This window comes from Pseudomonas sp. 67(2021) (assembly GCF_017491835.1).
Lineage (GTDB): Bacteria > Pseudomonadota > Gammaproteobacteria > Pseudomonadales > Pseudomonadaceae > Aquipseudomonas > Aquipseudomonas atacamensis.
This window is the reverse complement of the sequence record NZ_JAFGYL010000009.1, coordinates 74,149-101,133: the sequence shown is the minus strand read 5'-3', so window position 1 is coordinate 101,133 and position 26,985 is coordinate 74,149. Positions and strand designations below refer to the sequence as shown.

At 58.9% G+C, this 26,985-nt stretch carries 21 protein-coding genes and 1 pseudogene; 9 read left to right on the top strand and 13 right to left on the bottom strand.

Going from position 1 to position 26,985, the window contains the following annotated elements:
• The first annotated feature begins 81 nt into the window (after positions 1–81).
• Complete coding sequence (locus J5M66_RS13695; RefSeq protein WP_207808476.1) at positions 82–1,458, top strand: L-serine ammonia-lyase; 1,377 nt, start codon at positions 82–84, stop codon at positions 1,456–1,458.
• A gap of 263 nt (positions 1,459–1,721) precedes the next feature.
• On the top strand, positions 1,722–2,039 hold the full coding sequence (locus J5M66_RS13690; RefSeq protein ID WP_016771632.1) for a DUF3509 domain-containing protein: 318 nt from the start codon (positions 1,722–1,724) through the stop codon (positions 2,037–2,039).
• On the opposite strand, the gene J5M66_RS13685 is transcribed toward J5M66_RS13690, so the two are convergent.
• The gene (locus tag J5M66_RS13685; protein WP_016771633.1) at positions 2,036–2,536 is read right to left on the bottom strand and encodes a phosphate-starvation-inducible PsiE family protein; all 501 of its coding nucleotides are present in this window, start codon (positions 2,534–2,536) and stop codon (positions 2,036–2,038) included. The genes J5M66_RS13690 and J5M66_RS13685 overlap by 4 nt on opposite strands.
• A 336-nt stretch (positions 2,537–2,872) precedes the next feature.
• Here J5M66_RS13685 and J5M66_RS13680 point away from each other — a divergent pair.
• A pseudogene (locus tag J5M66_RS13680) lies at positions 2,873–3,112 on the top strand (YebG family protein); the annotation flags it as partial.
• 184 nt (positions 3,113–3,296) lie between these two features.
• On the opposite strand, the gene J5M66_RS13675 reads toward J5M66_RS13680, so the two are convergent.
• Entirely contained in the window at positions 3,297–4,316 is a 1,020-nt protein-coding gene (locus J5M66_RS13675) for a Glu/Leu/Phe/Val dehydrogenase dimerization domain-containing protein (RefSeq protein WP_016771635.1), read from the bottom strand.
• Between the two features lie 184 nt (positions 4,317–4,500).
• Between J5M66_RS13675 and J5M66_RS13670 the strand changes: the two genes are divergently transcribed.
• Entirely contained in the window at positions 4,501–5,304 is an 804-nt protein-coding gene (locus J5M66_RS13670; RefSeq protein ID WP_024011653.1) for a transglutaminase family protein, read from the top strand.
• Positions 5,305–5,456: 152 nt separating this feature from the next.
• On the opposite strand, the gene maiA is transcribed toward J5M66_RS13670, so the two are convergent.
• The 3 genes from maiA to hmgA are packed head-to-tail and all read right to left on the bottom strand — an operon-like array spanning position 5,457 to position 8,720.
• Positions 5,457–6,095: a maleylacetoacetate isomerase gene (maiA, locus tag J5M66_RS13665; protein ID WP_123443452.1), complete on the bottom strand. Its 639-nt coding sequence runs from the start codon at positions 6,093–6,095 to the stop codon at positions 5,457–5,459.
• Between the two features lie 12 nt (positions 6,096–6,107).
• The gene (gene fahA / locus J5M66_RS13660; RefSeq protein ID WP_123443451.1) at positions 6,108–7,412 is read right to left on the bottom strand and encodes a fumarylacetoacetase; all 1,305 of its coding nucleotides are present in this window, start codon (positions 7,410–7,412) and stop codon (positions 6,108–6,110) included.
• A gap of 3 nt (positions 7,413–7,415) precedes the next feature.
• Positions 7,416–8,720: a homogentisate 1,2-dioxygenase gene (gene hmgA / locus J5M66_RS13655; protein ID WP_207808479.1), complete on the bottom strand. Its 1,305-nt coding sequence runs from the start codon at positions 8,718–8,720 to the stop codon at positions 7,416–7,418.
• A 163-nt stretch (positions 8,721–8,883) separates the two neighbouring features.
• Here hmgA and J5M66_RS13650 point away from each other — a divergent pair, with 163 nt between their 5' ends.
• Entirely contained in the window at positions 8,884–9,663 is a 780-nt protein-coding gene (locus tag J5M66_RS13650) for an IclR family transcriptional regulator (RefSeq protein ID WP_024011648.1), read from the top strand.
• Positions 9,664–9,690: 27 nt separating this feature from the next.
• Here the strand turns inward: J5M66_RS13650 and J5M66_RS13645 are convergent, their stop codons facing one another.
• The 4 genes from J5M66_RS13645 to J5M66_RS13630 all read right to left on the bottom strand — a co-directional run bounded on the left by J5M66_RS13645 (position 9,691) and on the right by J5M66_RS13630 (position 19,185).
• Positions 9,691–13,155, bottom strand: coding sequence for a DUF6543 domain-containing protein (locus J5M66_RS13645; protein ID WP_123443449.1), 3,465 nt, complete (start codon positions 13,153–13,155; stop codon positions 9,691–9,693).
• Between the two features lie 151 nt (positions 13,156–13,306).
• The gene (locus tag J5M66_RS13640; protein ID WP_207808481.1) at positions 13,307–15,862 is read right to left on the bottom strand and encodes a LuxR C-terminal-related transcriptional regulator; all 2,556 of its coding nucleotides are present in this window, start codon (positions 15,860–15,862) and stop codon (positions 13,307–13,309) included.
• Positions 15,863–16,000: 138 nt separating this feature from the next.
• Positions 16,001–17,368 (bottom strand): DUF1329 domain-containing protein, encoded by a 1,368-nt coding sequence (locus J5M66_RS13635; RefSeq protein ID WP_039759308.1) that lies wholly within the window; start codon positions 17,366–17,368, stop codon positions 16,001–16,003.
• 23 nt (positions 17,369–17,391) lie between these two features.
• Positions 17,392–19,185 carry a DUF1302 domain-containing protein gene (locus J5M66_RS13630; RefSeq protein ID WP_038860649.1) on the bottom strand — a complete coding sequence of 598 codons (1,794 nt, stop codon included), beginning with the start codon at positions 19,183–19,185 and terminating at the stop codon, positions 17,392–17,394.
• Between the two features lie 797 nt (positions 19,186–19,982).
• On the opposite strand from J5M66_RS13630, the gene J5M66_RS13625 reads away from it, so the two are divergent.
• Both J5M66_RS13625 and J5M66_RS13620 read left to right on the top strand, forming a co-directional pair.
• Positions 19,983–22,019, top strand: coding sequence for an S-type pyocin domain-containing protein (locus J5M66_RS13625; RefSeq protein ID WP_243432998.1), 2,037 nt, complete (start codon positions 19,983–19,985; stop codon positions 22,017–22,019).
• Entirely contained in the window at positions 22,016–22,273 is a 258-nt protein-coding gene (locus J5M66_RS13620) for an immunity protein (RefSeq protein WP_122508245.1), read from the top strand. Before J5M66_RS13625 ends, J5M66_RS13620 begins: the two co-directional genes overlap by 4 nt.
• A gap of 41 nt (positions 22,274–22,314) precedes the next feature.
• On the opposite strand, the gene J5M66_RS13615 is transcribed toward J5M66_RS13620, so the two are convergent.
• The 4 genes from J5M66_RS13615 to J5M66_RS13600 form a co-directional block, all read right to left on the bottom strand.
• Entirely contained in the window at positions 22,315–23,226 is a 912-nt protein-coding gene (locus J5M66_RS13615; protein ID WP_122610812.1) for an SDR family oxidoreductase, read from the bottom strand.
• Positions 23,227–23,379: 153 nt separating this feature from the next.
• Positions 23,380–24,282, bottom strand: a complete 903-nt coding sequence (locus J5M66_RS13610; protein ID WP_207808486.1) for an alpha/beta hydrolase — start codon at positions 24,280–24,282, stop codon at positions 23,380–23,382.
• The gene (locus tag J5M66_RS13605; RefSeq protein ID WP_110600278.1) at positions 24,282–25,064 is read right to left on the bottom strand and encodes a class II aldolase/adducin family protein; all 783 of its coding nucleotides are present in this window, start codon (positions 25,062–25,064) and stop codon (positions 24,282–24,284) included. Before J5M66_RS13605 ends, J5M66_RS13610 begins: the two co-directional genes overlap by 1 nt.
• 175 nt (positions 25,065–25,239) lie before the next feature.
• Entirely contained in the window at positions 25,240–25,695 is a 456-nt protein-coding gene (locus J5M66_RS13600; protein WP_110600280.1) for a flavodoxin, read from the bottom strand.
• A 153-nt stretch (positions 25,696–25,848) separates the two neighbouring features.
• On the opposite strand from J5M66_RS13600, the gene J5M66_RS13595 reads away from it, so the two are divergent.
• Both J5M66_RS13595 and J5M66_RS13590 read left to right on the top strand, forming a co-directional pair.
• Complete coding sequence (locus J5M66_RS13595) at positions 25,849–26,325, top strand: PAS domain-containing protein (RefSeq protein ID WP_110600282.1); 477 nt, start codon at positions 25,849–25,851, stop codon at positions 26,323–26,325.
• Positions 26,326–26,379: 54 nt separating this feature from the next.
• Positions 26,380–26,985 carry a hypothetical protein gene (locus J5M66_RS13590; RefSeq protein WP_024011639.1) on the top strand — a complete coding sequence of 202 codons (606 nt, stop codon included), beginning with the start codon at positions 26,380–26,382 and terminating at the stop codon, positions 26,983–26,985.

Here is a 26,985-nt window from a genome sequence, read left to right as displayed (position 1 = left end):
AGGCAGGCAGTATCGCCGACATTGCGCTTGTCCGACAAAAAATGGCAGCGATTCCTACTCCATTGCTTGTAAGGGTTTAGCATGGCTATCAGTGTTTTCGATCTATTCAAAGTGGGCATCGGCCCGTCCAGTTCCCATACCGTCGGTCCGATGCGTGCAGCGGCGACCTTTGCCCAGGCTCTGATCGATCAGCATCTGCTCAATGATGTGCGACGTGTGCAGATCCGCCTGTACGGTTCGCTCTCGGCCACCGGCGTCGGCCACGCCACTGACCGCGCGACGGTCATGGGCCTGATGGGCGAGTGGCCGGACAGCATCGATCCTTCAACCATCGATCCACGCATCCAGCAACTGCGCGAAACCGGGCAACTGTCCCTCGCCGGTCAACGTTCAATTGCGTTTGACTGGCAGAGCGATCTGCTGCTGCTCGACGAGAGCCTGCCCTACCATCCCAATGCGATGTCGCTGAGCGCCTTTGGCGAAAGCGCCGAGCTGTTCACGCAAACCTATTACTCGCTGGGCGGCGGTTTCATCGTCGAAGCGGCTGAAGCCGAGTCTGGTGTGGCGCCAATCAGCGACGTGGTGTTGCCCTACGATTTTTCCAGCGCCGCCGAGCTGCTTGCCCTGTGCAAACAACATAATCTGCGCGTGTCCGAACTGATGATGGCCAACGAGCGCGCCTGGCGCAGCGATACCGAAATCCGTCAGGGCCTGCTGCACATCTGGTCAGTAATGCGCGAGTGCGTCGAACAAGGTTTGCGCCACGAAGGCATCCTGCCCGGCGGTCTGAAAGTACCGCGTCGCGCGGCAAAACTGCATCGCAGCCTGTTGGAAATCGGCAAACCGAATGTGATCAGCTCGACCCTGTCGGCGATGGAATGGGTCAACCTGTTCGCCCTCGCCGTCAACGAAGAAAACGCAGCCGGCGGGCGCATGGTCACCGCGCCGACCAATGGCGCCGCCGGGATCATTCCGGCGGTTCTGCACTACTACATGAAATTCAATCCGGATGCGTCTGACGATGATGTCGTCGCGTTCTTTCTCGGCGCAGCCGCTGTCGGGATTTTGTGCAAGAAAAACGCCTCCATCTCCGGTGCCGAGGTCGGCTGTCAGGGCGAAGTCGGCTCGGCTTGCGCAATGGCTGCCGCCGGCCTGGCCGATGTCCTCGGCGCGACACCGGAGCAACTGGAGAACGCTGCCGAAATCGGCCTGGAACACAACCTCGGTCTGACCTGCGATCCGGTCGGCGGCCTGGTGCAAGTGCCGTGCATCGAGCGCAATGCCATCGCGGCGGTGAAGGCGATCAACGCCACGCAAATGGCCCTGCGCGGCGACGGCAATCACTTCATTTCCCTCGACCGGGTGATCCGCACCATGCGCGACACCGGCGCCGACATGCACGACAAATACAAGGAAACCTCGCGGGGCGGGCTGGCGGTGAACTGGGTGGAGTGTTGATCGGCCTGACTGCACTGTCAGCGATCATCGGCTCATTCCTGCCCTGAAAACGCGCCACAAAAAACGGCGAGCCCCGAGGCTCGCCGTTTTTTTCGCCGTGTTTATTGTTCGACAATTTTTCCGGCATGCCCCTTGCTACATCACCCTTGAGGCAAACGGACATTGCAAACCTCAGCGAACGAGATGCCAGTGGTCTGGTGTTGCGAACCAAATCGGATCATGGCCGGTCAACAACTGCACGTTCAATCAGGCGGTGACGCATCATGGACAACCCATTTCAAATCATTACCGATGCCTTCGCGCCGGACTATCAGATCAATCTGAGCATTCAGGGCCTGGACGGCAGCATCATGCTGACCCTGTCCAACGCCGGCCGCATCGTGGCCAAGCGCATGATCAGCGCCGAACAGCGCAACGATCCCGAGCGTTTGAAACGGCTGGTACAAAGCATCCAGTTCGGCATCGCCATCGAACAGGGTCACAGCGCCATGTCGATTCTCGAAGCCATGACCAGCGGCGCCGGGCTGACCCCGCCACCGCCACGGGTCAAAGGCCAGCCCGGCCAGGCGGCGGGCCTTTAGAGCTCGCCCTTCTCCACTTCAGGATGTTCGCTGGAGCCCGTGCCGATCTTGCGCTGCGGGTTCTCGATCTTCACCGAAGGGAATTGCGACGAAGCGTAACGCACCACCAGGATCGCAAACGCCAGCAGCAAAATGCCGCCGCACAGGTAGATGATGCCCATGTCCGGCGGGTTGTGGTGCGAGACGTTGGAAATCAGCAAGCGCGTCAGCGCGGTGATCGCTACGTAAATCAGAAAGCGCACCGGCATATGGTTGGTCTTGAAATAAATCCCGACCATCGCGCCCAGTTCCAGATAGATGAACAGCAACAGAATGTCATCAATCTTGATGTGCCCGACTTCGAGCATGCCGAGGAACTCCATCACCGCCGCCCACGCCGTCACCGCACCGATGGCGAACAGCGCCAGATAGTGGAAGGTTTCGACGAACAGGTTGCCCAGGGACTCGGCCAGTTGATGCACGTTACGCCGCAGTTTCTCGGCCCAGTTTATTTTCACGATGAGTTTCCTTAGCCCGTTTCGGGCGGATGATGCGTATCGCACGTGACGGTTTTGCGCGCGCGCCTTGTTGCAACGGTTTTCATGCAGGTTCAGGGCCACGCATCATGGCGATCCGCCGCAAATCCCGCGCCGTGGCGTTTGGTCGCACCGATAGAATTTCTGTGGGAGCGAGCCTGCTCGCGAATAGCAGCCACACCGTCCCCTGACAAACGCCAAATCCGGTCTACATTGAAAAGCCACTACCCATGGCGCAGGGATTCGCTTATCCTTTTCGCTGTATATGGATACAGTAGTCGTCAAGACGACTTAACGTGAAGGCATGTGAGGTGGTGAATGGCCGTCGAAGTGGTATACCGCAGCAGCCGAGATCTGGAGCGCTTGTTCATGGATAAAGCCGAAGCTGATCGTCATGACAAAATGCTCGAACTGGCCGAATATCTGGCCGATGTACTGCAAAAAGCCGTTCCGTCCCTGACCGAACAGCAAGTGGAAGAAGCCGGGATCTACATGGCGAAGAATCGTGATGTGTTCGCCCGGGCATTCAAGAGCCAGCCCGATGCGCTGTCGGAGCTGATCAATGTGCCGGCCGAGCCTGTCGAAAAAGCTGAAGCGGCAGAACCTGACGAGGCGCCGGCGAAGCCCGCCAAAGCAGCGAAAGCGCCGAAGTAATCAGAAAGATCGTCCGATCGCGGCCCGAGCCTTCGGCAACTCCTGCATTCCGAGTGCAGGAGCTGCCGAAGGCTGCGATCTTTTGCTTTCAGCGATACAAAACCTTTTCGGCCAACTCATCCGCCACCCGCGCCGGCGAACGTTTTTCCGCCTGAGCATGGGCGAAGACTTCGGTCAGCCGCGAACTGATTTTCGACAGATGCGCCGTAATCGTCGGCAACTCCTCGCCACGATGTTTAAGCGAAACGTAAATAAGCCCGCCGGCATTGATCACATAGTCCGGCGCATAAAGAATCCCGCGCCGTTCCAGTTGATCCGCCACATCCAGATGGGAAAGTTGATTGTTCGCCGAACCGGCCACAGCGGAACAGCGCAGTTGCGACACTGAGTGACTGTTGAGCACACCGCCCAACCCACAAGGCGCGAGAATGTCGCAAGGCGTGCTGAGCAATGCGTCGTTGGCGATCGGGTGAGCATTGAGCTGCTCCATCGCCAGTTGCACCTTGCCGTGGTCGATGTCACTGACCAGCAACTCGGCGCCGGCAGCGTGCAGTTGCTCGGCCAGTGCATAACCGACATTGCCAAGCCCCTGAATCGCGATGCGCAGGCCTTCGAGGTTGTCGCTGCCCAGACGCGCCATCGCCGTGGCGCGAATGCCGGTGAACACGCCCATGGCCGCGTGCGGTGCCGGATCGCCTGCCGAGGTGGTGCTGGTGACATGCCGGGTCTGCTGGGCAATGCAGTCCATGTCCGCCACTGAAGTGCCGCTGTCGATGGCGGTGATGTAGCGACCGTCGAGCTGCTCGATGCAACGGCCGAAAGCCTCGAATAATGCGGCGCGATTCTCGACATGGGCCGGGCGCACGATCACCGCCACCCCGCCGCCCTGCGCAAGGCCGGCCAGCGCCGCTTTGTAGCTCATGTTTTGCGCCAGGCGAATGGCGTCCTCGACCGCAGATTCGTCGTTGGGATAGGCAAGGTAACGGCAGCCGCCCAGGGCTGGCCCCAGGCGACTGTCATGAATGGCAATGACCGCCTTCAACCCGGTGACCGGGTCCACGCTCAAGTGCAGCGATTCCAGGCGAGTGCTTTGCATGAGAGCGAACATCGACAGGCTCCCGAATCACTTCTTGTAGAACGCCAGTATAGGCTTGCCCCTGAAAATTGCTGGCGCGCACCAGCATGAGCCGCCGAGCGGACAATGTTGCGCCGCTATAACTCGCGCTCAACGCGCCCGGCACTGGACGAACAACCCGGACGGGGCTAAAACGAGGCATTGGAGGGAGATTCAGATGAGTGCGCGCCAACGCTTTTTCGAATGCCTGCATCGTTCACCGCCGGCCCTGCTGGAAGCTGCGCTGTGGATAAGTGCCGAGCACGACAAAACCCTCGAGCCCGAGGCATGGTTGCGCACCTTCAAGGATCTGCAACTACGCGTCAGCTATGGGCTGCCGATGCTGCCGGTCAGCGAACTGGCGCAACCGCTGTTGCGGCGCATGGTCGATCTCGGTTTCGCACAGGATGATTTCCTGCCGCTGCGCCCGCAGGCGGCGCTGCTGCATCGTGTGTTGCACACCCAGCGCGGTCAGCCGCTGGCATTGGCGTTGATCGCACTGGAACTGGCGCATGGCCTCGAGATTCCTTTGGTCGGGGTCAACTTCCCCGGGCATTTCCTGTTGCGGGTACCCGGCGCCGACCACTTGCTCGACCCTTGCGGAGGTCGACGCTTGTATCCCAACGACTGTCGCGAACTGTTGCAACGTCAGTACGGGCCGAACATGCAGCTCAGCGCCGAGCATCTGCTGACGGCCACGCCAGTGCAGATGCTGCAGCGTCTGTCACGCAATCTGCGCCAATTGCACCTGACCCACGACGATCACATCGCCGCGCTGATCGACGCAGAACGAGTGCTCGAACTGGGTGATGCGAAGGCCTCTGATTACATGGCCCGGGCCAGTCTGTATCAACGGCTGGATTGCCCGAACGCTGAACGCTTCGATCTGGAGCATGCGTTATTGCTCAGCGAAGACCCGATCCAGCGCCTGCGCCTGACCGAACGCCTCGGCCATCTGCCGCCCAACTCCGTCGTACATTGACCGCTTTTTGCAGGTTTGCCCCATCCTTGAGGCCCACACAAACCTGTGTTGATCGTTCCCACGCTCCGCGTGGGAATGCCGCCCCGGACGCTCTGCGTCCAATGTGACGCAGAGCGTCACAAGATGCATTCCCACGCAAAGCGTGGGAACGATCATTTAGGGGTATCTGGTTGGTTGGCGGGATGGGCCTTGATGAACGCTGGATGTTCCAAAGCGAGCGCAGCAACGCGGCGGATTTTCGGGTAAGCCTCCAGCGAAACATTGAAGCGTTCTGCCGCATACAACTGCGGAATCAAATACACATCCGCCACGCACGGCCATTCGCCAAAACAGAAACCGCTGTCGCCGATCAACTGCTCCACCGTTGCCAGCCCTTGGCTGATCCAATGGCTGATCCACTCCACCACTTGCGCCTCATTCTGCCCCGCCTGGCGCAGGCGATTGAGCACGCTGACGTTGTGCAGTGGATGCACATCGCAGCCGATCACCGCCGCGACACCGCGCACCTGCGCGCGCGTCAGCAGATCATCCGGCAGCAACGGCACCTGTGGATAACGCTCTTCCAGATACTCGATGATCGCCGGCGATTGAATCAGCAGCGCACCGTCATCGGTGCGCAAGGTTGGCACCCGGCCCTGGGGATTGAGCGCCAGATACGCCGGCTGCCGATGTTCACCACCCGACGGTGCGATCAGGTTGACCGGCAGCGCCTGGTAATCGAGGCCCTTCAACGCCAGTGCGATTCGCACCCGGTACGATGAAGTGGAACGGTAATAGCCATAGAGATCCATAAGCCGCTCCTGTCAGCGTGCAGCGATCACGGTGCCGCGACATTCGCCGAAGCCGATCGAGGCAAAACCTTCGCGGGCACAGCGAGCGCGCAGGATGATTTCGTCACCGTCCTCAAGGAACTTGCGCACTTCGCCGGAAGCCAGTTCGATCGGTTTCTTACCGCCCTCAGTGATCTCCAGCAGGCTGCCAAACTGGCCGTTTTCCGGCCCGGACAAAGTGCCCGAACCGAACAGATCGCCGGCCTGCAACTGGCAGCCGTTGACGCTGTGGTGCGCGACCATTTGCGCGACGGTCCAGTACATGTAGCGGGTGTTGCTCAGGGTCAGGCGATGGGCGGGCAGGTTCTGCTCGCGCATGGTTTCGGTACGCAACAGCACTTCCAGCTCGATGTCGAAGGCGCCGCCATCCTGATCACGCTTGTCGAGCAGATACGGCAGCGGCTGCGGATCACCTTCAGGGCGCGCCGGCTGTGCCATGCGGAACGGTTCCAGTGCTTCGGCCGTCACCACCCAGGGCGAAACACTGGTGATGAAGCTTTTCGACAGAAATGGGCCGAGTGGCTGGTATTCCCAAGCCTGGATATCCCGCGCCGACCAGTCGTTGAGCAGGCAGAAACCGGCGATGTGCTCGGCAGCGTCACCGATGGCAATCGGCTCGCCCATCTCATTGCCCTGGCCGATCCAGATGCCCAGCTCCAGTTCGTAATCCAGACGTGCGCATGGGCCGAATACCGGTTCGGTCTGCCCGGCCGGCAGCGTCTGGCCCTTCGGCCGGCGCACGTCGGTGCCGGACGCTCGCACCGTGGAAGCGCGACCGTGGTAACCGATCGGCACGTGCTTGTAGTTCGGCAACAGCGGGTTATCCGGACGGAACAGTTTGCCGACGTTCTGCGCGTGCTCGATGCCGACGTAGAAGTCGGTGTAATCGCTGATTCGCGCCGGCAGGTGCATCTGGCAATCGGCAGCCAGTGGCAAGACTTTCGCGCCTTGCGCTTCGATGCTGCCACGCAGCGTGCTGCCTTCACTGAACAGTTCGATCAGGCGTTCGCGCAGGGCCACCCGCGCCTCACGGCCAAGTTCGAAGAACGCGTTCAACTGCCCGCCCTGCATGGCTTCCACCGCACTGCGTGCGACACCGTCGAACAGACCGGCCTCAAGCGCCACCTGCAAATCGAAGATGTGCTCGCCGATCGCCACGCCTGCACGCGGCGCAGAACCCTTGAGGCTGAACACGCCCAGCGGCAGGTTCTGCAACGGAAAATCGCTGTGACCGTTGGCCGAAGCGACCCAACTGCGGGTGATGGAATTCTGTGTCATGGGTTATCTCCGGGTCGGATCGAACGTGGCGGGCAGCGAGGCCCAGCAAGCGTCATAACTGGATTGCAATTGAGGGCAGTCGAGGGCGAAACGGCTTGGGCGCAGCACCTGGCTGGTCTCGAACATGAAGGCCATGGTGTTATCGATTTTTGCAGGTGCAAGCTCGGCGTTGATCGCCCTGGTGCAGGTCTCGCCGTCCGGGCCATGGGCGCTCATGCAGCTGTGCAACGAAGCGCCGCCGGGCACGAAGCCTTCAGCCTTGGCGTCGTATTCGCCCTGGATCAGGCCCATGAATTCGTTCATCAGGTTGCGATGGAACCACGGCGGCCGGAAGGTCTTTTCGGCGACCATCCAGCGCGGCGGGAAGATCACGAAATCGAGGTTGGCCAGACCGTGCACGCTGGTCGGCGAGGTCAACACGGTGAAGATCGAAGGATCGGGATGATCGAAACTCACCGTGCCAATGGTGTTGAAACGGCGCAGGTCGTATTTGTACGGCACGTTGTTGCCGTGCCAGGCGACCACATTGAGCGGTGAGTGATTGAGTTCGGTGGCCCACAACTGGCCAAGGAATTTCTGCACCAGAGTGGTCGGTTGCTGGAGGTTTTCGTAGGCGGCGATCGGGATAAGGAAATCCCGTGGATTGGCCAGACCGTTGCTACCGATCGGCCCCAGATCCGGCAGGCGCAGCGGCGCGCCATGGTTCTCGGCGAGGTAGCCGCGTGCCTGTGGATCGAGCAGCTCGACGCGAAACTTCAGGCCACGCGGCAGCACGACGATTTCCAGCGGCGCCACCTCGAGTACGCCCAGTTCGGTGGCGATACGCAGGCGACCGAGTTGCGGCACCAGCAGCATTTCACCGTCAGCGTTGAAGAACACCCGCTCCATCGAACGGTTGGCGGTGTAGTTATAAATGCTGATGCCGGACGGTTTCTCGGCGCCGGCGTTGGCCGCCATGCTGACCAGGCCATCGATGAAATCCGTCGGTTCGGTAGGCAGCTCCAGTGGATTCCAGCGCAGGCGATTGGGCGTCACTTCACCCAACGGTCCGCCGGCCAGTTGCCGTTCCAGTTTGACGAACGCCGGGTGGTTGGCCGATGGCTGAATCCGGTACATCCAGGTGCGGCGCGCTTCGCTGCGCGGCATGGTGAACGCGGTGCCGGAGAACAATTCGGTATACAGGCCGTACGGGGCTTTTTGCGGGGAATTCTGGCCAACGGGCAGCGCGCCGGGCAACGCTTCAGTGCTGAATTCGTTGCCGAAGCCGGACTGGTAAACCAGGTCCTGCGCGGTTGAATCGAGGTTCATGGAGCCTCCTGAACAGGGAGTCGGCAATGGCCCATCGCTCTGGCTCAGAGGTCTCGGCACGCCGGGGTTGTTATTATCGTAATCTGATTACGCATAACGTAATTTGCTCGCTATCCAGCGTCAAGCTATAAAGACGCCCATTCGAACCGGAACCGCCAGCCCCATGGAAAAAACCAGCGACAGCAACGGCAAACAGAAAGTCCGCTCCGCCGAGGTCGGCACCGACATCCTCAAGGCTTTGGCCGAGTTGTCACCGTCGACTTCGCTGTCGCGTCTGGCCGAACACGTGCAGATGCCGGCGAGCAAGGTGCATCGCTATCTGCAGGCGTTGATTGCTTCGGGATTTGCCGAACAGAACGCCGCCACCAACCATTACGGCCTCGGTCGCGAAGCGCTGCGGGTGGGCCTGGCCGCACTCAACAGCATGGACGTGCTTAAGGTCGCCGCCCTGCCGCTGTCCGAGTTGCGCGATGAACTCAACGAAACCTGCTTTCTCGCGGTGTGGGGCAATCAGGGCGCAACCGTGGTGCATATCGAACCGGCGGTGCGCGCGGTGACGGTGGTGACGCAATTGGGTTCGGTGCTGCCGCTGCTCAGCTCGTCCACCGGGCTGGTGTTCAGCGCTTACCTGCCGCACCGGGAAACCGATGAATTGCGCGAGCAGGAAATCGCTGTCGCGGAGCATCCGCTCAAGGATGAGACAGCCTATGCAGCGCTGTGTGAACAGATCCGCGAACGCGGTCTGCATCACGTGCATGGTTTGTTGATGCCGGGTGTGGATGCGCTTTCTGCGCCAGTGTTCAACGCGGTCGGGCAGATCGCTGCGGTGCTGACCATCGTCGGCCCGACCTCGCTGTTCCACGCCGACGAAAACGGCCCGGCGGCGCAGCGGTTGTTGGCTGCGACGCGGGCCGTGAGTTGGCGCATGGGTTACGAAAGTTAAGTAATGCTTATGTGCGCTCGAAACGACTCAACGCACCGTGGTCTTGCTCAATGCGCTGTCACCCTCTTGCATCAGTGACTTGAAGAAACCGATCAGCTCATCGGCGGGGTCTTCATGGCCGGTGTAATACGTGACGAGTTCCGCGACCGTGCGGGCGTCTTCAAACAGACTTAGAAACGAGCGTTGCGCACGGGTAAGTTCTTTAACCGGCGCCCCCGCCGCTGCAGCCTGACCCAATGTCAGCAGTCCGCTCAATACATCCTGCACATGCCCCAGCGCGGCCGAATAATCACCCCGTCGGTGCGACTGCGACGCGTCGTAGATGCTTTTCATCACCTGCACAGCCACCACCACAGTGCCTACGGGTGGCACCACCAGGCTGACGATGTTCGCGGCCTTCAACAGGTTTTCATAAACCAGGGCGGCAATTATTTCATTGAGACTGGTGGTCCGTTCGTCAATGTCACTCAATACACGGCGCACGCGCTCGTCGTGGAAAGTGAACAGATCGGGCAGTAACGAACGCTGCTGCGTGCGAATGACCGGTCGGGCATCTACCGTGGCGACCAGATTATCGAAGTAGTCATTGATCACTTTCTGGTCAACCAGCAGTATCCGCTCGCTGTAGTAGGTCCTGAACGGGCCTTTCCGAAAACGAATCGAAGGAATGAACTCAGCGATCGGCCGGAAGCTGACTTGATCCGGCGCGTCAGGCGTATAGAGCAAGTCGAAGAAACCTGACGATAACTTCAGTCGAAAAATATAGACGCCACCCACTGTACGGTCCCCGGCAGCCGTCAGACCCAGCGTGCCGATGTTGAATTTATACAGCCCGATGTCGCCTTCGGAGACGCTATTGACGATTGATGGATAGCCGCCACCTTCTTTCAGATTGTCGATAACCCGTTGGACAGCAGAGAAAGATTCAGTGGTTAATCTGCCGTTGGTGAAGTCGGCAAATGCATTACGGTACATCTCACAACGGATTTTCCGGGCGTGTACAGCGCGTTTGAATGAGTAATCAGGATGCGCCTTGTTCTGATATTGCTCTTTCAGCATCGCGGTATATCTGTCGCCGGGTCGGAATGTTTTCGACAGCGAGGAAAGGTCGCGGATATCCAGTTTTTCAACGATGGGATGGCCATTGACCAAATAGTATTTCGGGCTGAATTTCGTTTCGTAGGCTGGATGCGCCGCTTCAAAAGCGAGTCCTTCAAGCAAAACGTCGGTAACGCTCTTACGAAAGTCTTCGGTTTGCACAATGATCTGGTCGGGATTGACCGAAACGTAACTGCCACGCGAACGCAAAATGTCTTCGATCTGAGCTTTCACCGAGTCGTAAGTGAATTGCTCGAATGTCGGAAAACCATTGTCTCGCGCCTCAACCATGGACAGTGCCTTGAATTCGGTGCTCAGACGCGAATAGCGCTTGCGGCCCTCGAAGCCAAGCGCGCGATAACCGGCCGGTGCAATGGCTTTGTGCAGGGCAACTTCGGCTCGGTAGGCGACATTCGCGTAGTCCGCCAACGGTGCTTTGGCGTTCAGATAAAAATCGACCGGCCGGCTATCAATCGTGTAGCGATAGCTCAGTTGAGTGCCAGCGCTGCCAAGCAACTCACCCGCCTCTTGCAGGTAGTCGGGATGGATCATCAATGCGGCGTATTCACGATCCGCCGACAATGCCGACTCCAGCCAGCGGTTCGCGGCGTAGATATCGGGAAATTTCTGCAGTTCGAATTGTCCTCCAGCTGTTTTGACCAGCATCAGCGACGGCACGTATTCTTTGGCCGAAATCATCAGAACGTCTTTCAGCGCTGGCGCTTGCAGTCTGATTTTCAACCCCTGAATAGTCACCGCAGGATCATTGGCCATGGCCCGCGCGATGATATTGGCATCAGTGGAATCCAGTTTCCCGGAGTGACGAGCAACAAAAGCCGCGAACTCCATCTGACTGCAGAGATAGTTGCGATAAGCCTCCTGGTAAGCCACCGAGGGCGAGTATGCAAGACTGCCGGTAAATTCCAGTCGCAGGTTACGATTTTCCAGCCACTGTTCAAGCGCTACTGCCGTCAGCCGACTTCCGGCAGGAGCGCCGATGATAGTCAGAGCCGCTTTAAAACCAGTGTCGTGCAGCCCGAAAACAATAAACTCCGTCAGCGTTCGGGTTTCTTCCTGTTCGATAGTACGCCCGGCAATTTGCAGACTGTACGAGCTATGGACACTTATCGATTCCGGATCCAGTTGTTCACCAAGTACCCTGTCCGCCCATTCGGTGAATGTGCGCACTACATAATCCTTGAATGAAAAACATGCATTGAAGGTGTTTGAGTAGACAGCCTGGTATTGATCCCGCGACTCTTCAAGCTCGCTATAGCGCTGTTGCATATCGCTACCAGCGGCATGCAGCCATAGCGGCCAATCGGTGCGTTTCAATGCAGCCCAAAGCAGATAGAAGCGGGTTTCGATGCCGTAACGCAGCACATGCAGGCCTTGATTGTCCTGCAGCATGGACGTCAGCGGTTTTGCCAGTTGTTCCTGGCCACCGATCAAGAGTGAAACACTTTCAAGCTGACCTTTGAGGTGAGCCTCGGCACAAAATGCATGAGGACTTTGCGCAGCTTTCAGATACCTGATCTGGTCTCCACCCAGGGACAGTCGCTGCTGAAGTTTGCTATGCAGATCGATATTTTTTTCAAAAAATTCAAAGCCGTTTTCCGGCGTATGCAGGAGATAAGAGGTTGACTCATTCACCAGCGGCATTTCTGCATCCGCACGCTCGGCGTTGTCCAGAACGAAACAAGGCTGAAGCGACAGCAGGTAATCCTGTTCAGGTTGCAGCCTGACTTCAAACGCTGCGCGACCGCCATCTGCTTCAAGCAGATGAGCGAATCGCTCGCCCAACCAGGCGTCAAAATTGTTGGCCATGACCGACAGCGAAAGCTCTGCACTGGTGACCACGGCGCAGGCTTCGATGAAAGCCTGCTTATTGGACAACGGTGCCGTGTCCGGTCGCATGGACCTGGCTGGCGCCGCCCAGAACTTTGCGATCTCGGTTTGCAATGTCTTTTGCAACCCGGTGGTCACCGCAGCAATCAGATCCTCGACAATAAGGACATTGAGAGCACTGATCTTGAACTGCTCATTCCGGGTGTCCGGCAGAGAATAAACCCCATCACCGCCCATTATGTAAGCGGGGCTGACATTATTATCAAGACAATGAACAGTCACTTCCCAAAGAGTGCCAGAAGGACGACTTCCATTATCGGGAAAAGCCGAGTCCGTATTGATATAAACCTTGTCAATATCGATTGTCTTGCCCAAACGCTTCAATTCACTGCCAAGCATGCTGCGAAGAATATCCAGCACGCTCGGCATGGCGTCGACGATCTTGAAAAGATCTTCTTTTGCCTGGATTGCCTTTTCCCACTCTTCAGGCCAGGTAACTTGCTCACCCAAAGAACCACGCATCAGACTTTTATATAACTTGACCACATCTTTTCCTTACTTGACTATCCAGAGCTGCGAACACAGCCACTGTAGATAGTTGCAAGGTAGTTTCTTTTCCAGGCAACTTGAAGGGAGAACAATTTACAAAACATGCCAACAAACACATGCAATCTTTTGTACTGCAAAACTTCACAAACTAAATCAGTATCCCCATCAACTTTGCTTTTGCCACCGCTTGAGTTCTGCGCTCCACACCCAACTTTCCGTTAATACGTCGCGCATGGGTTTTTACTGTATGCAATGAAATAAACAGTTGTTCGGCAACTTGCTGATTCGAAGCACCTTGAGCAATCAATGTCAGCACTTCGCGCTCGCGTCGACTGAGGCCCGGGGCGTGATCAGCGTTATCGCTCAGCCAGACAGGAATCTGCTTGCCACACGCCGTGCCGACACTGCCTCGGCGTAATTCCCACTCGCGCATGGCTTGCTGCAACCGGCAGCGCTCCGCCAGCATTGCGGCTCGCTGGAAAGCTTGCTGCGCCGCCACCGCATCACCGTTCGATTCGGCCAACTGGGCGAAGGCCAGCAGCAACTCTGTTTCTGCCGCCAACATGCCCTTGGCCTGAGCGCGTTTCAGCAATCGTTCAATGGTGGGCAGAGCGGTTTCGTCAGGGACCGATTGCGCATTCGCGCAGGCCAGCAGGTATTCGATGCGAATAATCAGTTCGAACGTCGCGGGTGGCGCCTGCAACGCAGAAGGTCCCCGGTAATGCCGTAACAGTCGGCTCAACGCTTCTTGCACAAGATGCGGTCGGCCCTGCTGCAACCAGAACTGGCTGCTGACCTGCAACACAACACCGCGATAGACCGTATCGGGAATCTGCCGCTGCTGCATGACCCTTTCGGCGTCGCGCAGGCGCTCGAAAGCGCAGGCATAATCGCCGCGATTGCCGGCCAGTTGCGCCTGCCCGAGGTAGCCGTACAAGACTCGTTTGTCTGCACTGCGCAGGCAATCTTCAAGACCCTGGCTGAACAACTGCGCAGCCTGCTCTTCAAGGCCCATGCACAGCGCCAGTCGTCCGCGTCGCAAGGCGATACGGCCGAGCAGCGGCGTGGGCACCATGCTGCGCTGACGCAGCAAGTGCTCGATCTCCACCAGCAGGCTTTCCGCACGCAAAGGCGCGCCTCGCTGCTCGAGCCATTGCGCATGGTCAAGCTCAAGCAAGCCTTCGAACAGCAACGAGCCGTGAGCCCGCGCCAGGCACAGCGCTTCGCGGTTGAGGGCGTGGGCCTGATCGAGTTCACCGCACAGTAACGCCTGCTGGGTCAGTCCCGACAAGCACATCACACGGGCCTGCCAGGCATCGTCAGCCAGTGCGGACAACGCCTCCTGAAAGCAGGCGCGTGCCGGCTCCATTTGCCCTTGCAGGTGAAACAGCCATCCCTGTTGCGCCTGCCAGCGGGCCAGCAGCTGCTGCTCCAGTTGCGCTGTCGGTTGCGGCATGAAGCGGCCGAGATGAGCCAGGCATTGCCCGGCCTGTTCGAACCGGCCGGCAAACAATAAGGCGCCCGTGACCAGCACGATCAGCTGGGGTGTCATCAGGGTCAGCTGCTGGCTTTGCTGCTCGTGCAAACGCAACAGCAGGACGACCGTCTGGTCTTCGAACAAGTCTTCGAAGCTGAAATGCTGCAACAGGCTGACGGCGGTTTCGTATTCCTCGGCCAACAACGCTTGCTCGAACGCCGCTCGCCAATCCTGCGTCGCGCTGAACCACTGACAGGCGCGCCGGTGCCAGGAACGCGCGCACGGCCAATGCGACTCCTGGATGATTCGCGACAGCGGGCGGAACACCTGGAGCCAGTCAGCGGACGCTTGCCAAGGCTCGATGAAGCAGCCGAGCACTTGCAGATCACGCAGCAGCTGAGCGCCTTCGCCAGGGCCGAACAAATGCTCGCATAACGGCGCGTTGAACCGTGGCAGATGAGCCAGCGCACGCCATGCCTCGTCCTGCTCCGGGGTCAGGTTGCTGAACAGTTCGTGCTGCAGATAATCGAGCAGAGTGTCGACACGCTGCTGCGGCTGCAGGTTTTGCGACCAGTCGCACTTTTGCAGGAGCGCCATGCGCGCCCCCGCGCACCAGCCGCCGGTACGCTGGATGATACGGGCAGCGACACGCTCCGCCTGGTCTGGCGGCAAATGGTGCAGCACCGATACCACTTCATCGTGAGTCAGCGCCAGGCTGGCGCTTTCGAATTCGTAGAGTTCGTCATCGAGCAACAGCCGCGGCCAGTTGCACTGCGGCCGGCGCCGAGTGCTGACCCACCAGGTGAGCGCCGGACTGCTGACCGCCAGCAAGCGATCCAGCAGCGCATCCACAGCCGGATCCGGCAGACGACTGTAATCATCGATGAACAGCGAAGTCGGCCTCGACCAATGGGCCAGCTCCGCCATCAGTTGCGTATCGTCAAGGCCTTCGACCAGCCCGAGCGCCCGCGTCAGACGCAGGCAGAATTCTTCAGTGCTGAGCGCCGCTCCCGCCAGCGGCAGCCAGATGGCCTCGCACTCTGCACGCGCCTGAAGAAGACATTCGGTGAGCAGTGCGGTTTTGCCACTGCCCGCGGGCGCGCACAACAGCTTCACCCGCGCGCTGGATGCCAGCAAAGGTGCGCTCAAACGGCTGCGAGGTTGATGATGCGAAGAAAGCCTGGGCAAAAATCCGGGTCGATCCAGGCACGGGGTCATGGCGGTCATCGGGTGAGCCTTCTTATCGTTGTGCGCTCACCCTAGCCCTCTCCCGCGCCCTTGTTGACAAGTATTCAGCACGCTGATTGATGGCCATAAAAAAGGCGACCGTGCGGTCGCCTTTTGTCCAGCGGTACAGCAGAGCCGTTAGCGTACGCCCTCGGCGCGCAGAGCTGACGGGGTGTAATCGGCAGCCTTGGCTTCGAAGCCGAATTCGAAGCTGTGCTTCTCTTCGTTCTTCATGCCCAACGCAATGTAGCGGCCGGCGATGATGTCGTAGAGCGCTTCCAGCGTGTAAGCCTGAGCCTGATGATCGTAGTAGTACTGCGCGTGACCTTCGGCAACGCGCCACAGTTGCCCGCGACCGTCGTAGTGATCGGCCAGCGCCACTTGCCAGCTGTCCTCGTCGATGTACATGTGGCGCTTGGCGTAGATGTGCCGCTCGTTCGGTTTCACCGTGCCGATCACTTCCCAGACGCGGTGCAGTTCGTAACGGGTCAGGTCCTGATTGATGTGCCCGGCCTTGACGATGTCGTCGTACTTGAGCTTCGGCGAGTCGAGCTTGTAGCTGTTGTAGGGAATGTACATTTCCTTCTTGCCGACCAGTTTCCAGTCATAGCGATCCGGCGCGCCGGAGAACATGTCGAAGTTGTCGGAAGTCCTCAGGCCATCGGCCGCTGTACCCGGACCGTCATAGGCCACTTGCGGCGCCCGACGTACGCGGCGTTGACCGGCGTTATAGATCCACGCCAGACGCGGTTCCTTCACCTGATCGAGGGTTTCGTGCACCAGCAGCACGTTACCGGCCAGCCGCGCCGGGGCGGTCACCGATTGCTTGAAGAAGGTCAGCACATTGGCGGCTTTTTCCGGGTCGATGTCTTTCATCAGTTGCGGCACGGCGATCTCTTCTTCGAAGCGGATCGGCGTGTAGCTGCCGTTGGTCTGCGGCGTGACCTGGGTGATGATCCGCCGCAGATTGCCACCGTGATAACGGGTGATGTGGTTCCACAGCACCTCGACGCCGTTCTTCGGAATCGGGAAGGCGTAGTAGCGATTGCCGGTGAAATTGGCCAGGCCGTTGCCATCGTTGATCGCGTTGACGTTGAGCGCGCTGCGCTTGGCCGACTCGTAGATTTCCGCTGGCGCCCCCACGGTGCGGTGGGTCGGGTAGACCGGGATCTTGTAGGTTTCCGGATAGCGTTTGAACATCGCCACCTGGCCATCGGAGAGCTTGCTTTTGTACTGCTCGACGTTCGCGGCGGTGATGGTGAACAACGGTTTTTCGTTGGCAAACGGGTCGGCGAGGAAGCCCTTGCTGTCCACCGCACCGGCGTTTTTCGGGATGCCGCCGGTCCAGGCCGGGATCGAACCGTCCGCATTGCCGGCCTTCTCGGCGCCGAGCGGGGTCAGGCTGGTGCCGAGTTTGTTCGCCTCATCCGGCGACACCGCCGCCATCACGTTGGCCGCCAGCAGACTCAAGGCCAGCACGCCACATTGCAGAATCGTTTTGCGCATTGCAGTCATCCTTCTCGGGCAGATCAGAAGTTCACGCCGAAGCTCAGGGCCACGAAGTCACGGTCTTCGAGGACGTTGTAGTCGCCACCGAAAAAGTCGGTGTAACTCAGGCTTGCGGTGTAGGTGTTGCGGTAGTCGGCATCGACGCCGAAGCTGATGGCTTTCGCACCTTCGTTGAACAGACCGTTGGGGCCGTAACCGGCGACGTCATGGGACCATGACAGGTTGGGCTTGAGGTTGATTCCGCCAATGACGTTGGCGTAATCGAGAATCGCCCGGGCGCGATAGCCCCACGAAGTCGAGGTGACGAAGCCGTCGGTATCGCCGCCGAATCCGTACTGACCGTAGACCGAATCACGGCCGTAACGCAGCTCACTGCGGGACTCCAGACCACCGACATGCACCACCGCCGCTTCGCCGACCACAGTCAAACGTTCGGCGCCGAGCACCTGATCGAAGAAGTGCGTGAGGGTGCTCTGGATTTGCGTGACTTCCTTGCGCCGGTAGCCTTTGTTGTCCGCACCCGGCGAAGTAGCGAGTGGCGATGCGGTGCCGCCGGCAATCGGGTTGACCAGCGCCAGGGTCAGGTCGTTGGTGTTGACCTGCACCGGCGCGTTCGGCCGGTAGCTGACCTCGCCGGTCCACGCGGTGCCGGTGGGCAGCGTGGTGGAAAAACTGGCGCCGTACAGGCGAATGTCTTCCGGGTATTCGAGGTAGTACTGACCGCGCCCGAGCATCACGCTTTGCGCCAGCCCCGCACCGCTGCCAGGCGCGAGGCCGTTGGCAATGCCGACCATGCCTGGCAACGCCGCCAGTGTCGACAGCCCCGCCGTGGTGGTGCCGACCGTCGGCGTACGGCTGTGGTAGTTCATGAAGTAGAGGCCGTACTCGGTGTCTTCGCCGAGCCAGCGCAGCGCCGTGCCCCACTGCCCGGAATCGCGCGCATCGCGATCACCGCCACGGGGGATCACCACGCCCTCGCGGGTGACCTGAATGCCTTGGCCGAACGCAGTGGTCAGCGGCACCAGTGGCGCCACCGCCGGACTGCCGACGGTGTAGCCGTTGTTGCAACCGTCCGCCGCGACGTCGACGCCAAAGAACGTGCCGCAGTTGTCGAGAACGGTCTGGTCCCACTCCAGTTGGTAGAAGCCTTCGACCGAAAGTTTGTCGGTCAGGCTCTGCGAACCAAACAGCATGTTTACCGGAATCAGGCCTTCCTTGATCTCCGCACCGGGACGGCGGAATGCCGAGACGTCGACCGGGTTGATGCTGTTGATCGAGTTGCCGATGAAGGTACTTTCGCCCCAGCTCACCACCTGCTTGCCGGCCCGCACGGTGCCGGGCAAATCAGCGATGGCGTAGTTGTGATAGACGAAAGCATCGAGGATCTGCGCGCCGGAAGACTTGGCGCCTTCCTTGCGGCCGCTGTCGCTGATCTGTTTGAACTCGCGGTCTTCGTCCTTGAGTTCGAAGTCGTACCAGTATTTGCCCCGCACGAACACGCCGGTATCGCCGTACTTCAGTTCGAGGTCGTGGATACCCTTGAAGATTTTCGAGAAGGTTTCGCCCTTCTTGAAATTCAGGCGCCCGTCATCACCGGTGGACGATTGTCCGCTGCCGCCATTGACCGTGCCGACCAGCGAACTGTCGGCATCGCGCAGGCCCCAGCTCGCGCCGACCGAAAGTGACGAGTCGAAGGTGCCTTCGATTTCGCCGATGTTGAAGGCGACCGCGTGCGCCTGGGCGCCGCAACCCAGAGCCACCGCAGCGGCAAGCGCCTGCGGTGTGAAGATGGCGCGCATTGTTGTTTTTGTCATGCGTCTTCCCCGGTGAGTGACAGAAGGCCCCACCCTACTGCCGGTCGCTGCGGTCGATAAGCGCACCAAGGAGGTATTTGCGTTGTCGCTCGAAAGGATGAATGGCCTTGTAGCGCGGGGCCTTGAGCGGTTCATGGGCTGGCTGGATGGCGCATCATCAGCGCCATTCATGGGCGCCCCACTGTTGCGCGCCCCGTAACAGTGCATGTCTGGAATCGGTATTTTTCCTACAGGCTTGAGACCTTATTCTGAGCGCGCTTTCCCGGCACACGCCGCAAAGCGCGGAGCCCGCTACGCTGAATCGCGAGCGACTGGCTACAGATTCTGGATAAATCGATGTTTTCGGTTTGCCGCCCCGCTGTTCACTGACGTTGATTTGTAGCTCCTTGATCCAACGTCTTACCTTGGCCGCTGCGTTTGCAGCGGCCTTTTTTATGGGCGTTTAAAAAGGCTGGATAGCGGTTCGGCAAAGCTTCCGATCAGCGCGTCAGACATTTCTTCGAAGCTCGGATGAATACCCTCTGCATCGATAAAAACCCGTGAAAACCCTTTCGACATAACGCCCTGTTACTGACGGGCTTCTCGGATTTGATTACCGCCACTCTGAGGTAACTTGAAACACCTCAACCATTCGCTGGTGACACGGACGTCATCGCCACCCGTGCGCACTTTTCGAGCGAGTGAAAACGCACATTCAAAAGGACATGAATATGCCAAAGCCTCCACCTTTAGAACTGGATCCAGTACATATCAGGGAATTCGGTCCTGATGGCTTCGAACCATTCAAAGAACGCGACATGAATTACTCCTACAGCGGCATGTTCGGCCCTGCCGGCGCCAATCCGCAGACGCGTGAATTGATGCATGAAACGCAAGTCGCCGTGGAACAGGAATTCAACGCAAGAACCGCCTCGATTCCCCAAACCATTGAGGTCGAACTGGCGGCGACCAGGCTGGAAGGACCGACCAATCCTCTGCCACCTGCCGCAGCACTGGCCCGCGAAGTGGGCGTCAGGAACACGTTAATTCAACGCAAGAGCGCCGAGTTTCAACGGCAGACCGCCATCGCCAACCGCTTTTATGGCAGCGATCCACTGGGAAAAACCTTCAAGGATTACCTGAATCAGGCATCGGCCAATCGGCGCGCGCATGGCGCAGCGGTCCGCAGCAGAGCGTTGTGGAGCGAGTCCTTTCGGGCCGCCCACGAAGCGCGGCTGCTGGGCCAGACATTGGCGCTGCTCAACCAGCAACAGGCTGGCGTACTCAATTGGCTGGCCACCGTACAAGCCCAGGATCAGGCCCAGGCGGCAGCGGCAGAGGCGCAACGCCAAGCTGCAGAACGTGCCCACATTGCCGCTGAGCAACAGCGCCAGCGTGACATTGCCGAAGCGATGCGCCGGGAGCAGGTAGCGCAAACAGATGCCGAGCAAAAGCGCCAAATGGCAGTCGCCGAGGCCAAGCGACAACGAATCCGTGCGCGCATTCAACAGGCGGCAAGGACAGAAGCAAGGCGTCTGGAGTCAGAACAAGCAAGGCTTGCGGCGCGAGCTGCGCAACGACAACAGGCAGCGGAGCGCGCTCAGTTGGAGGCACTGGCAGAGGCTCAGCGCCAGAGAGAGAACCTCCAGGCTGAACGCGAAAAGCAATCGCGCGATCAGCGGGTGGAAACACCCGAAACTCAGCGTGAATTTCCCGCATCCGGCGCGCAGGCAACGACTGGTCCGGCTTTTTCATTTGCGTCAGTCGCTGCTGTACTGAGTCCGGAAAAATCCTCGTCAATTCTCGCAGCGCTGCGTACCGCCCTGCATACACTCGAAGCGGGCGGCCCCGCGCTGTTGAGCAGTCCGGCATTGGTCGGATTTGCGGCGCTGCTCATGCCATCACGCTTGGGCAACGGCGAGCGGTTTGTGGTGAGCGTTCCACTTGCTGAATTATCGTCGGAGCCCGCGGGAGCATTGCGTGAAATTGCCGATCAACGGGGCATATTTGAGATGCATATCGGCTTGGGCGCCCGGCAAATCGATGCCGGTGTACAAATCTTTGCTGCGACCAACGATGACTTTCATATTCGCTCAAGCATCCCTGTCCTGAATGCGGCGTATGACTCGCTCAATGATGTTTATGAAGTCGCGTTACCGGATTCTCCCACTGACTTCCTGACATGGACGCCCGCCATTTCACCGCAAGACAGCTCGACTGAATTGCCCATCTTTGGGAAAAGACCATCCGCGTACTCGGGGGCTCCGATTCTTCCGCTTGAAGGGCGACTGGACCTGAACCCGATCCTCGTCGAAGGCTGGGAGAGATTCATTATCGTATTCCCTGATGACTCCGGGATTGCACCGCTGTATGTGGTGTTCAGCAACCCCTATGAAGGAGCTTCAGTCAGAGGCAAATACAGCGGCCGCTACTTCAATCCAGAGGCGGCGGGAGGAGCGATTCTCGATCTGGATTGGCGTACGGCGGTTATTACAAAGTCAGGTATAGACTTGGTAAAACTGCACATCGGTCGGCTCGATCAATCAGACGCCAACGACATCATGATTCAGCGGCTGGAAAAGATCTTAAGCGGCCACTGGGAGCTTACTGATACGGACTTACGTTATTACACCCATGAGATTCGTGAACTGGAAAGATTTCGAGCAATGGGACTTAGCGATGACTTCAAGCCCGAAAACGGATCTCCCGCCTGGAATAATGCCCATACCGCCACGCTGGAGGACTTCAAGCTCGGAAGCGAGGATCATGTCCTTTATTCACCTGACGCGCTGCGGGCGGGAAACAAGCAAATGCAACGCATATATGAACAATTGCTTAAAGGAACAGGCCAATGATTCCTATCGAAGAAATTCTCAAGCACGAACCAATTGCTGATGTACTGACGGCTTTCGGCATCGGCATGGCATACCCATCCTTGGATAGAATGATTGGGCGATATAAATTCGAGCTTATCGCGAGCGGCGAGCTATTAACGACATATGCACAACTTTTCAAAGAAGGCGTGCTGGCAAATGGTGATGGTCCAATTCCAATCAAGGGACCAAATTGGAAGGCGCCGAAGTTTATTACTGAACGTAGATACTCATGAATTCACGAGGCCACCAAGCCTGAGCCTGGTGGCCTCTTCACTCAAATCGAATACTTCTGCAAATTCGCCATCATTTCCTTCAATGCTTCAATATTGTCCTTCGGATGCGCCGCGCCTTCGAAATCACAAATCTGCTGCCAGTGCGCCGCCACATCCTCTGGCGAGAACCCCTCGCGCGGATCGAAGCCGGCACCGAGGCTGCGTTCCCAGCGCACCTTGCCCATCCAGCCGCCGCCGACCTCGAACAGGCCGGACGTTTCCTGGCATTGCTCGCTGGCCAGGTACACCACCAGCGGGCTGACCAGTTCCGGCTTCAGTTGCTCGAATACTTGCGGCGGGATCAGGCCCTCGGTCATGCGCGTGCCGCCGGTCGGGGCAATGGCGTTGACCAGAATGTTGTTCTTGCGCCCTTCGATCGCCAGCGTTCGGGTCAACCCGTAAAGCCCGAGTTTGGCCATGCCGTAGTTGGACTGACCGAAATTGCCGTAAATGCCAGAAGTCGACGCAGTGAAAATCACGCGACCGTAGTTTTGCTCGCGCAGATGCGGCCAGGCAGCACGGGTGACTTTGTAGGCGCCTTCAACGTGGACGCGATAGACCAGATCCCAGTCGGCGTCGTCCATCTTGTGAAATGACTTGTCGCGCAGGATCCCGGCGTTGTTCACCACGACGTCGACGCGGCCGAAGGCATCGAGGGCGTTCTGTACCAGTTTGTCGCCGTCAGTCACCGAGTCGTGGTTGGCTTCGGCAATACCGCCGGCCTCGCGGATTTCCGCCACTACGCGGTCGGCAGCCGAAGCGTTGGCGCCCTCGCCCTGCGTCGAGCCACCGAGATCGTTGACCAGCACTCTCGCGCCCTGTCTGGCGAACAGCAGCGCATGGGCACGCCCGAGGCCGCCACCGGCGCCGGTGACAATCACGACTTTATCTTCGAAACGCACAGGTTCATTCATCGCGGCAACTCCAGCAGGCCAAGGGGTAATGAACCTGAGTGTCAGGCACGACGCTTTGGGTCACAACGAACACGGCTGCGGCTGAATGGTGCGCGATAAGGCTGAGGGATGATCGAGTGTCCGGTCGCCGAGAGCCTGTGCTCTCGGCGAGAATCAGGAGTACGCCACTTTGCGTGGTGGCAATACCAGACGATCGCGAAACGCCAGATAGTGCTTGAGCACCAGCGCCGGCGCCTCGGTTTGCGGATAGTGGCCGATGCCTGGCAACAGCACGGTGTCTGCATCAGGGATCAATTCGCGATAACGCTCGACCATGTGCACGCCGGAGATCGGATCGACAGCACCGTCAATGACTCGCGAAGGGATATCACCACGCTGCATGGCCGCCACCCAGCGCTCGCGCTGCACCCGGCGCTCAGGAATGTAAGTGATCAATTTGTGCATGATGCGCGGGCCATGGTTGCTGTCGACCAGGCTCCAGTAATCATCCAGTTCGCTTTCAGATGGCTGGGTCTGCGGGCCGAAGATCTGCCGGAAACCTTTGACCAACGCCTCACGGCTGAAGGCGCGGCCAAGCAGCCAGCCAATCGGGCTGAGCAGCAGTTTCTGCATCAGCAACGGACGATGGGTTTCCGGAAACAGACCGCCATTAAGGAATACGCAACTGGCAACTTCGATGCGTTTTTCGTAATGCCGCGCGAGCAGTTCCTGAGCGACGCTGTCGCCGTAGTCGTGAGCGAGGATGTGCACGGCTTGTTCAACCTGCAGATGGGCGAGCAGTGCCTGTTGCAGATCGGCCTGTTCCAGCAGGCTGTAGGTGTGATTGCGCGGTTTTGCCGAATCGCCGAAACCGAGCATGTCGCAGGCGATCACCTGATAACGCTGCGCCAGTGGCTGCCACAGGTAATGCCAATCCCAACTGGCAGTGGGGAAACCGTGAATCAACAGCAACGGTTCACCCTGCCCGACTGTCCAGTAGCGGATCGACTGGCCATGAAAAACGAATGTCCGGCTGCGCTTGCGCCAGACACTCAGAGGAATCTCGGCGAGCGGCATTAGAATTTATACCCCGGATCTTGCAGGTCGAGTTTGCGCAGCAGCGCCGGCCACGCCAGCGCGCCGCCCATGCCCTGCGTGCTCTTGGTGACGCCGGCAATCATTGCCTTTGCGCCGGCGAGAATCTGCGGTTCGATGGCGATCAGTTCGGCACCTCCAGTCTGCGCCATGACCTGAATGTCGCAGGCTCGCTGGAAGGTGAACATCATCAGAAACGTATCGGCAATAGTGCCGCCACAAGTCAGCAGACCGTGGTTGTGCAGCATGAGGAAACTGTTGTCGCCGAGGTCGGCTTGCAGGCGCGCCTTTTCTTCATGATTCAGGGCCACGCCCTCGTAGGCGTGATAGGCCAGGCTCGACAACACAAACAGTGACTGTTGACTGATCGGCAGCACCCCCTGCCTTTGCGCCGACACCGCAACGCCCGACGCAGTGTGCGTATGCAGCACGCAAACCACATCGTGGCGCACTTCGTGGACGGCGCTGTGAATGGTGTAGCCGGCGGGGTTGATTTCGTACGGGCTGTCCATGAGTTTGTTGCCGGCCTGATCGACTTTCACCAGGCTTGATGCGGTGATCTCATGAAACATCAGGCCAAACGGATTGATCAGGAAATCTTCGGTGCCGGGCACCTTGGCCGAGATATGCGTGAAGATCAGATCGTCCCAGCCGTGCAGCGCGACCAAGCGATAACAGGCGGCAAGATCGACACGGGTCTGCCACTCGGCAGCGCTGACCTGATCTTTGACGTTCGGTGACGATTGGACGGGGGCTACGCTCACTGTATGCACCTCTGCGTTCTTCTTGTTCTGCTCGTGTCAGCAGTCTAGTCAGGCGCAGGGCATCGCGTAGTTGCATTGGCAGCCAGCTTGATGACTGAACGAGTCAGCCGGGCAAACAGCCTTGACCCGTTTCAACGCAACAACGCTTAGAAGGTGCAGCGATTACTGCCCGCAATCAGCCCTTGAGCGCTTCAATCAACTGCGCCAGCCACGGCTCGGCATCGGTTTCCGGCGTGACGCTTTCGCTGGCGTCGATGCGCAGCATTTCCAGAACCTCGTTTACCCCCAGTTCGGCAAACAGTTCGCGCATCTGCTCGCCACCGCCGCAGAAGGTGTCGCCGTAGCTGGCATCACCGAGGGCGATCACCGCGCCGGGCAGGCCGCGCAACGAAGCAGGCAGCTGATCGCGCAGGGTCGAATACAACGGTTGCAGGTTGTCTGGCAGCTCGCCCATGCCAGTGGTCGAAGTCACAGCGAGAAGGGCCTCGGGACCGAACGCCTGGATATCGGCCAACGCGACGCGCGAGTTGTAGAAGGTTTCAAAGCCGGCGGCTTTCAGCAGGTTCTGGGCGTGGCGGGCGACTTCTTCGGCGGTGCCGTAGACCGAACCGGAGAGGATGGCGACTTTCATCAATCTGATCCTGGAACTGAAAAAAAGAGCCGCGATAGTAACAGCCCATACCGCGAAGTTGCGATTGGCTCTCAATGGAAGCTGCTGGCCTATAGACAGTCCGCGGCTTTCTTCTAGAATGCCTGCCACTGACATAACGGAAGGGATTCTCGGATGATCAACGCCAGCCTGCTGCAAATGGTGATTAATGCGTCGAATGACGGAATCGTGGTCGCTGAAAAGGAAGGCGAGCAGGACAACATCCTGATTTACGTCAACCCCGCTTTTGAACGGCTGACCGGCTACAGCAGTGAGGAGATTCTTTATCAGGATTGTCGTTTCCTACAGTCTGGAGACCGCGACCAAGAGAGCCTGGAACTGATTCGCGATACATTGCGCGAGGGCGGTTCATGTCGTGAAATCCTGCGTAACTACCGCAAGGATGGCACCCCGTTCTGGAACGAACTGTCGCTTTCGACCGTTAAGAACGCCGATGACGGGCAGACTTATTTCATCGGCGTGCAGAAAGACGTGACGGTTCAGGTCAAGGCGCAGCAGCGGGTTGCGCAGCTGGAAGCACAGGTCGCGGCACTGCAAAGCGAGCTTGCGGCGTTGAAAGCGACGAACGGCGCAAACAAAACCGCGAACTGATGGTCATTAACTACAATCACCAATGACTTTGTAACTATTCACTTCGAGTTAGCCATGCAACGCGACGCCCTCCTCACCCAGGACGAGCTGGATTTCATCCAGACCATGCAGCACAACCCGCAACTTAACGTGCGGGATGCAACGTCGAGTCTGCTGGTTAATGGTGGTTCGCAGATCCGTGACCTGCTGACACGTCTGGCTGCTCACGAGCAGGTGACGATCCAGGCCAACTTCGAAAATCAACAGATGACTTTTCCGCTGCATCTGGTGGAAGACGAGTTCCACGCGCTGCATCTGCGTCTCGGTGTGCCGAGCATCTATGAAGACGGCCCGATGGTGCGGCCGTGGCGCCTGGTATTGGAAGAGCCGGTGGCATTGGAAAACGCCAAAGGCCAGCCCGGCACGCTGTGGGTACACGAGGTATCGCACAAAGGCGTGTTGCTGGAAGTGCGCAACAAGACCAAACCACCGAAACATTTCGCCCTGTGGTTCAGCCCTTCCGGTTATGAGCGCATCTCGTTGCGCGGCCATTTCGAGCGTGAAACCGAGCAAGGTTTCTTCGCCTACGAACTGAGCCAGACCGATGCCGACGAAACCGAGCGCTTGCGCCAGTTCATCCTGCAACAGCATCGCCTGACCCACCCCGCCCTGCACGCCTGA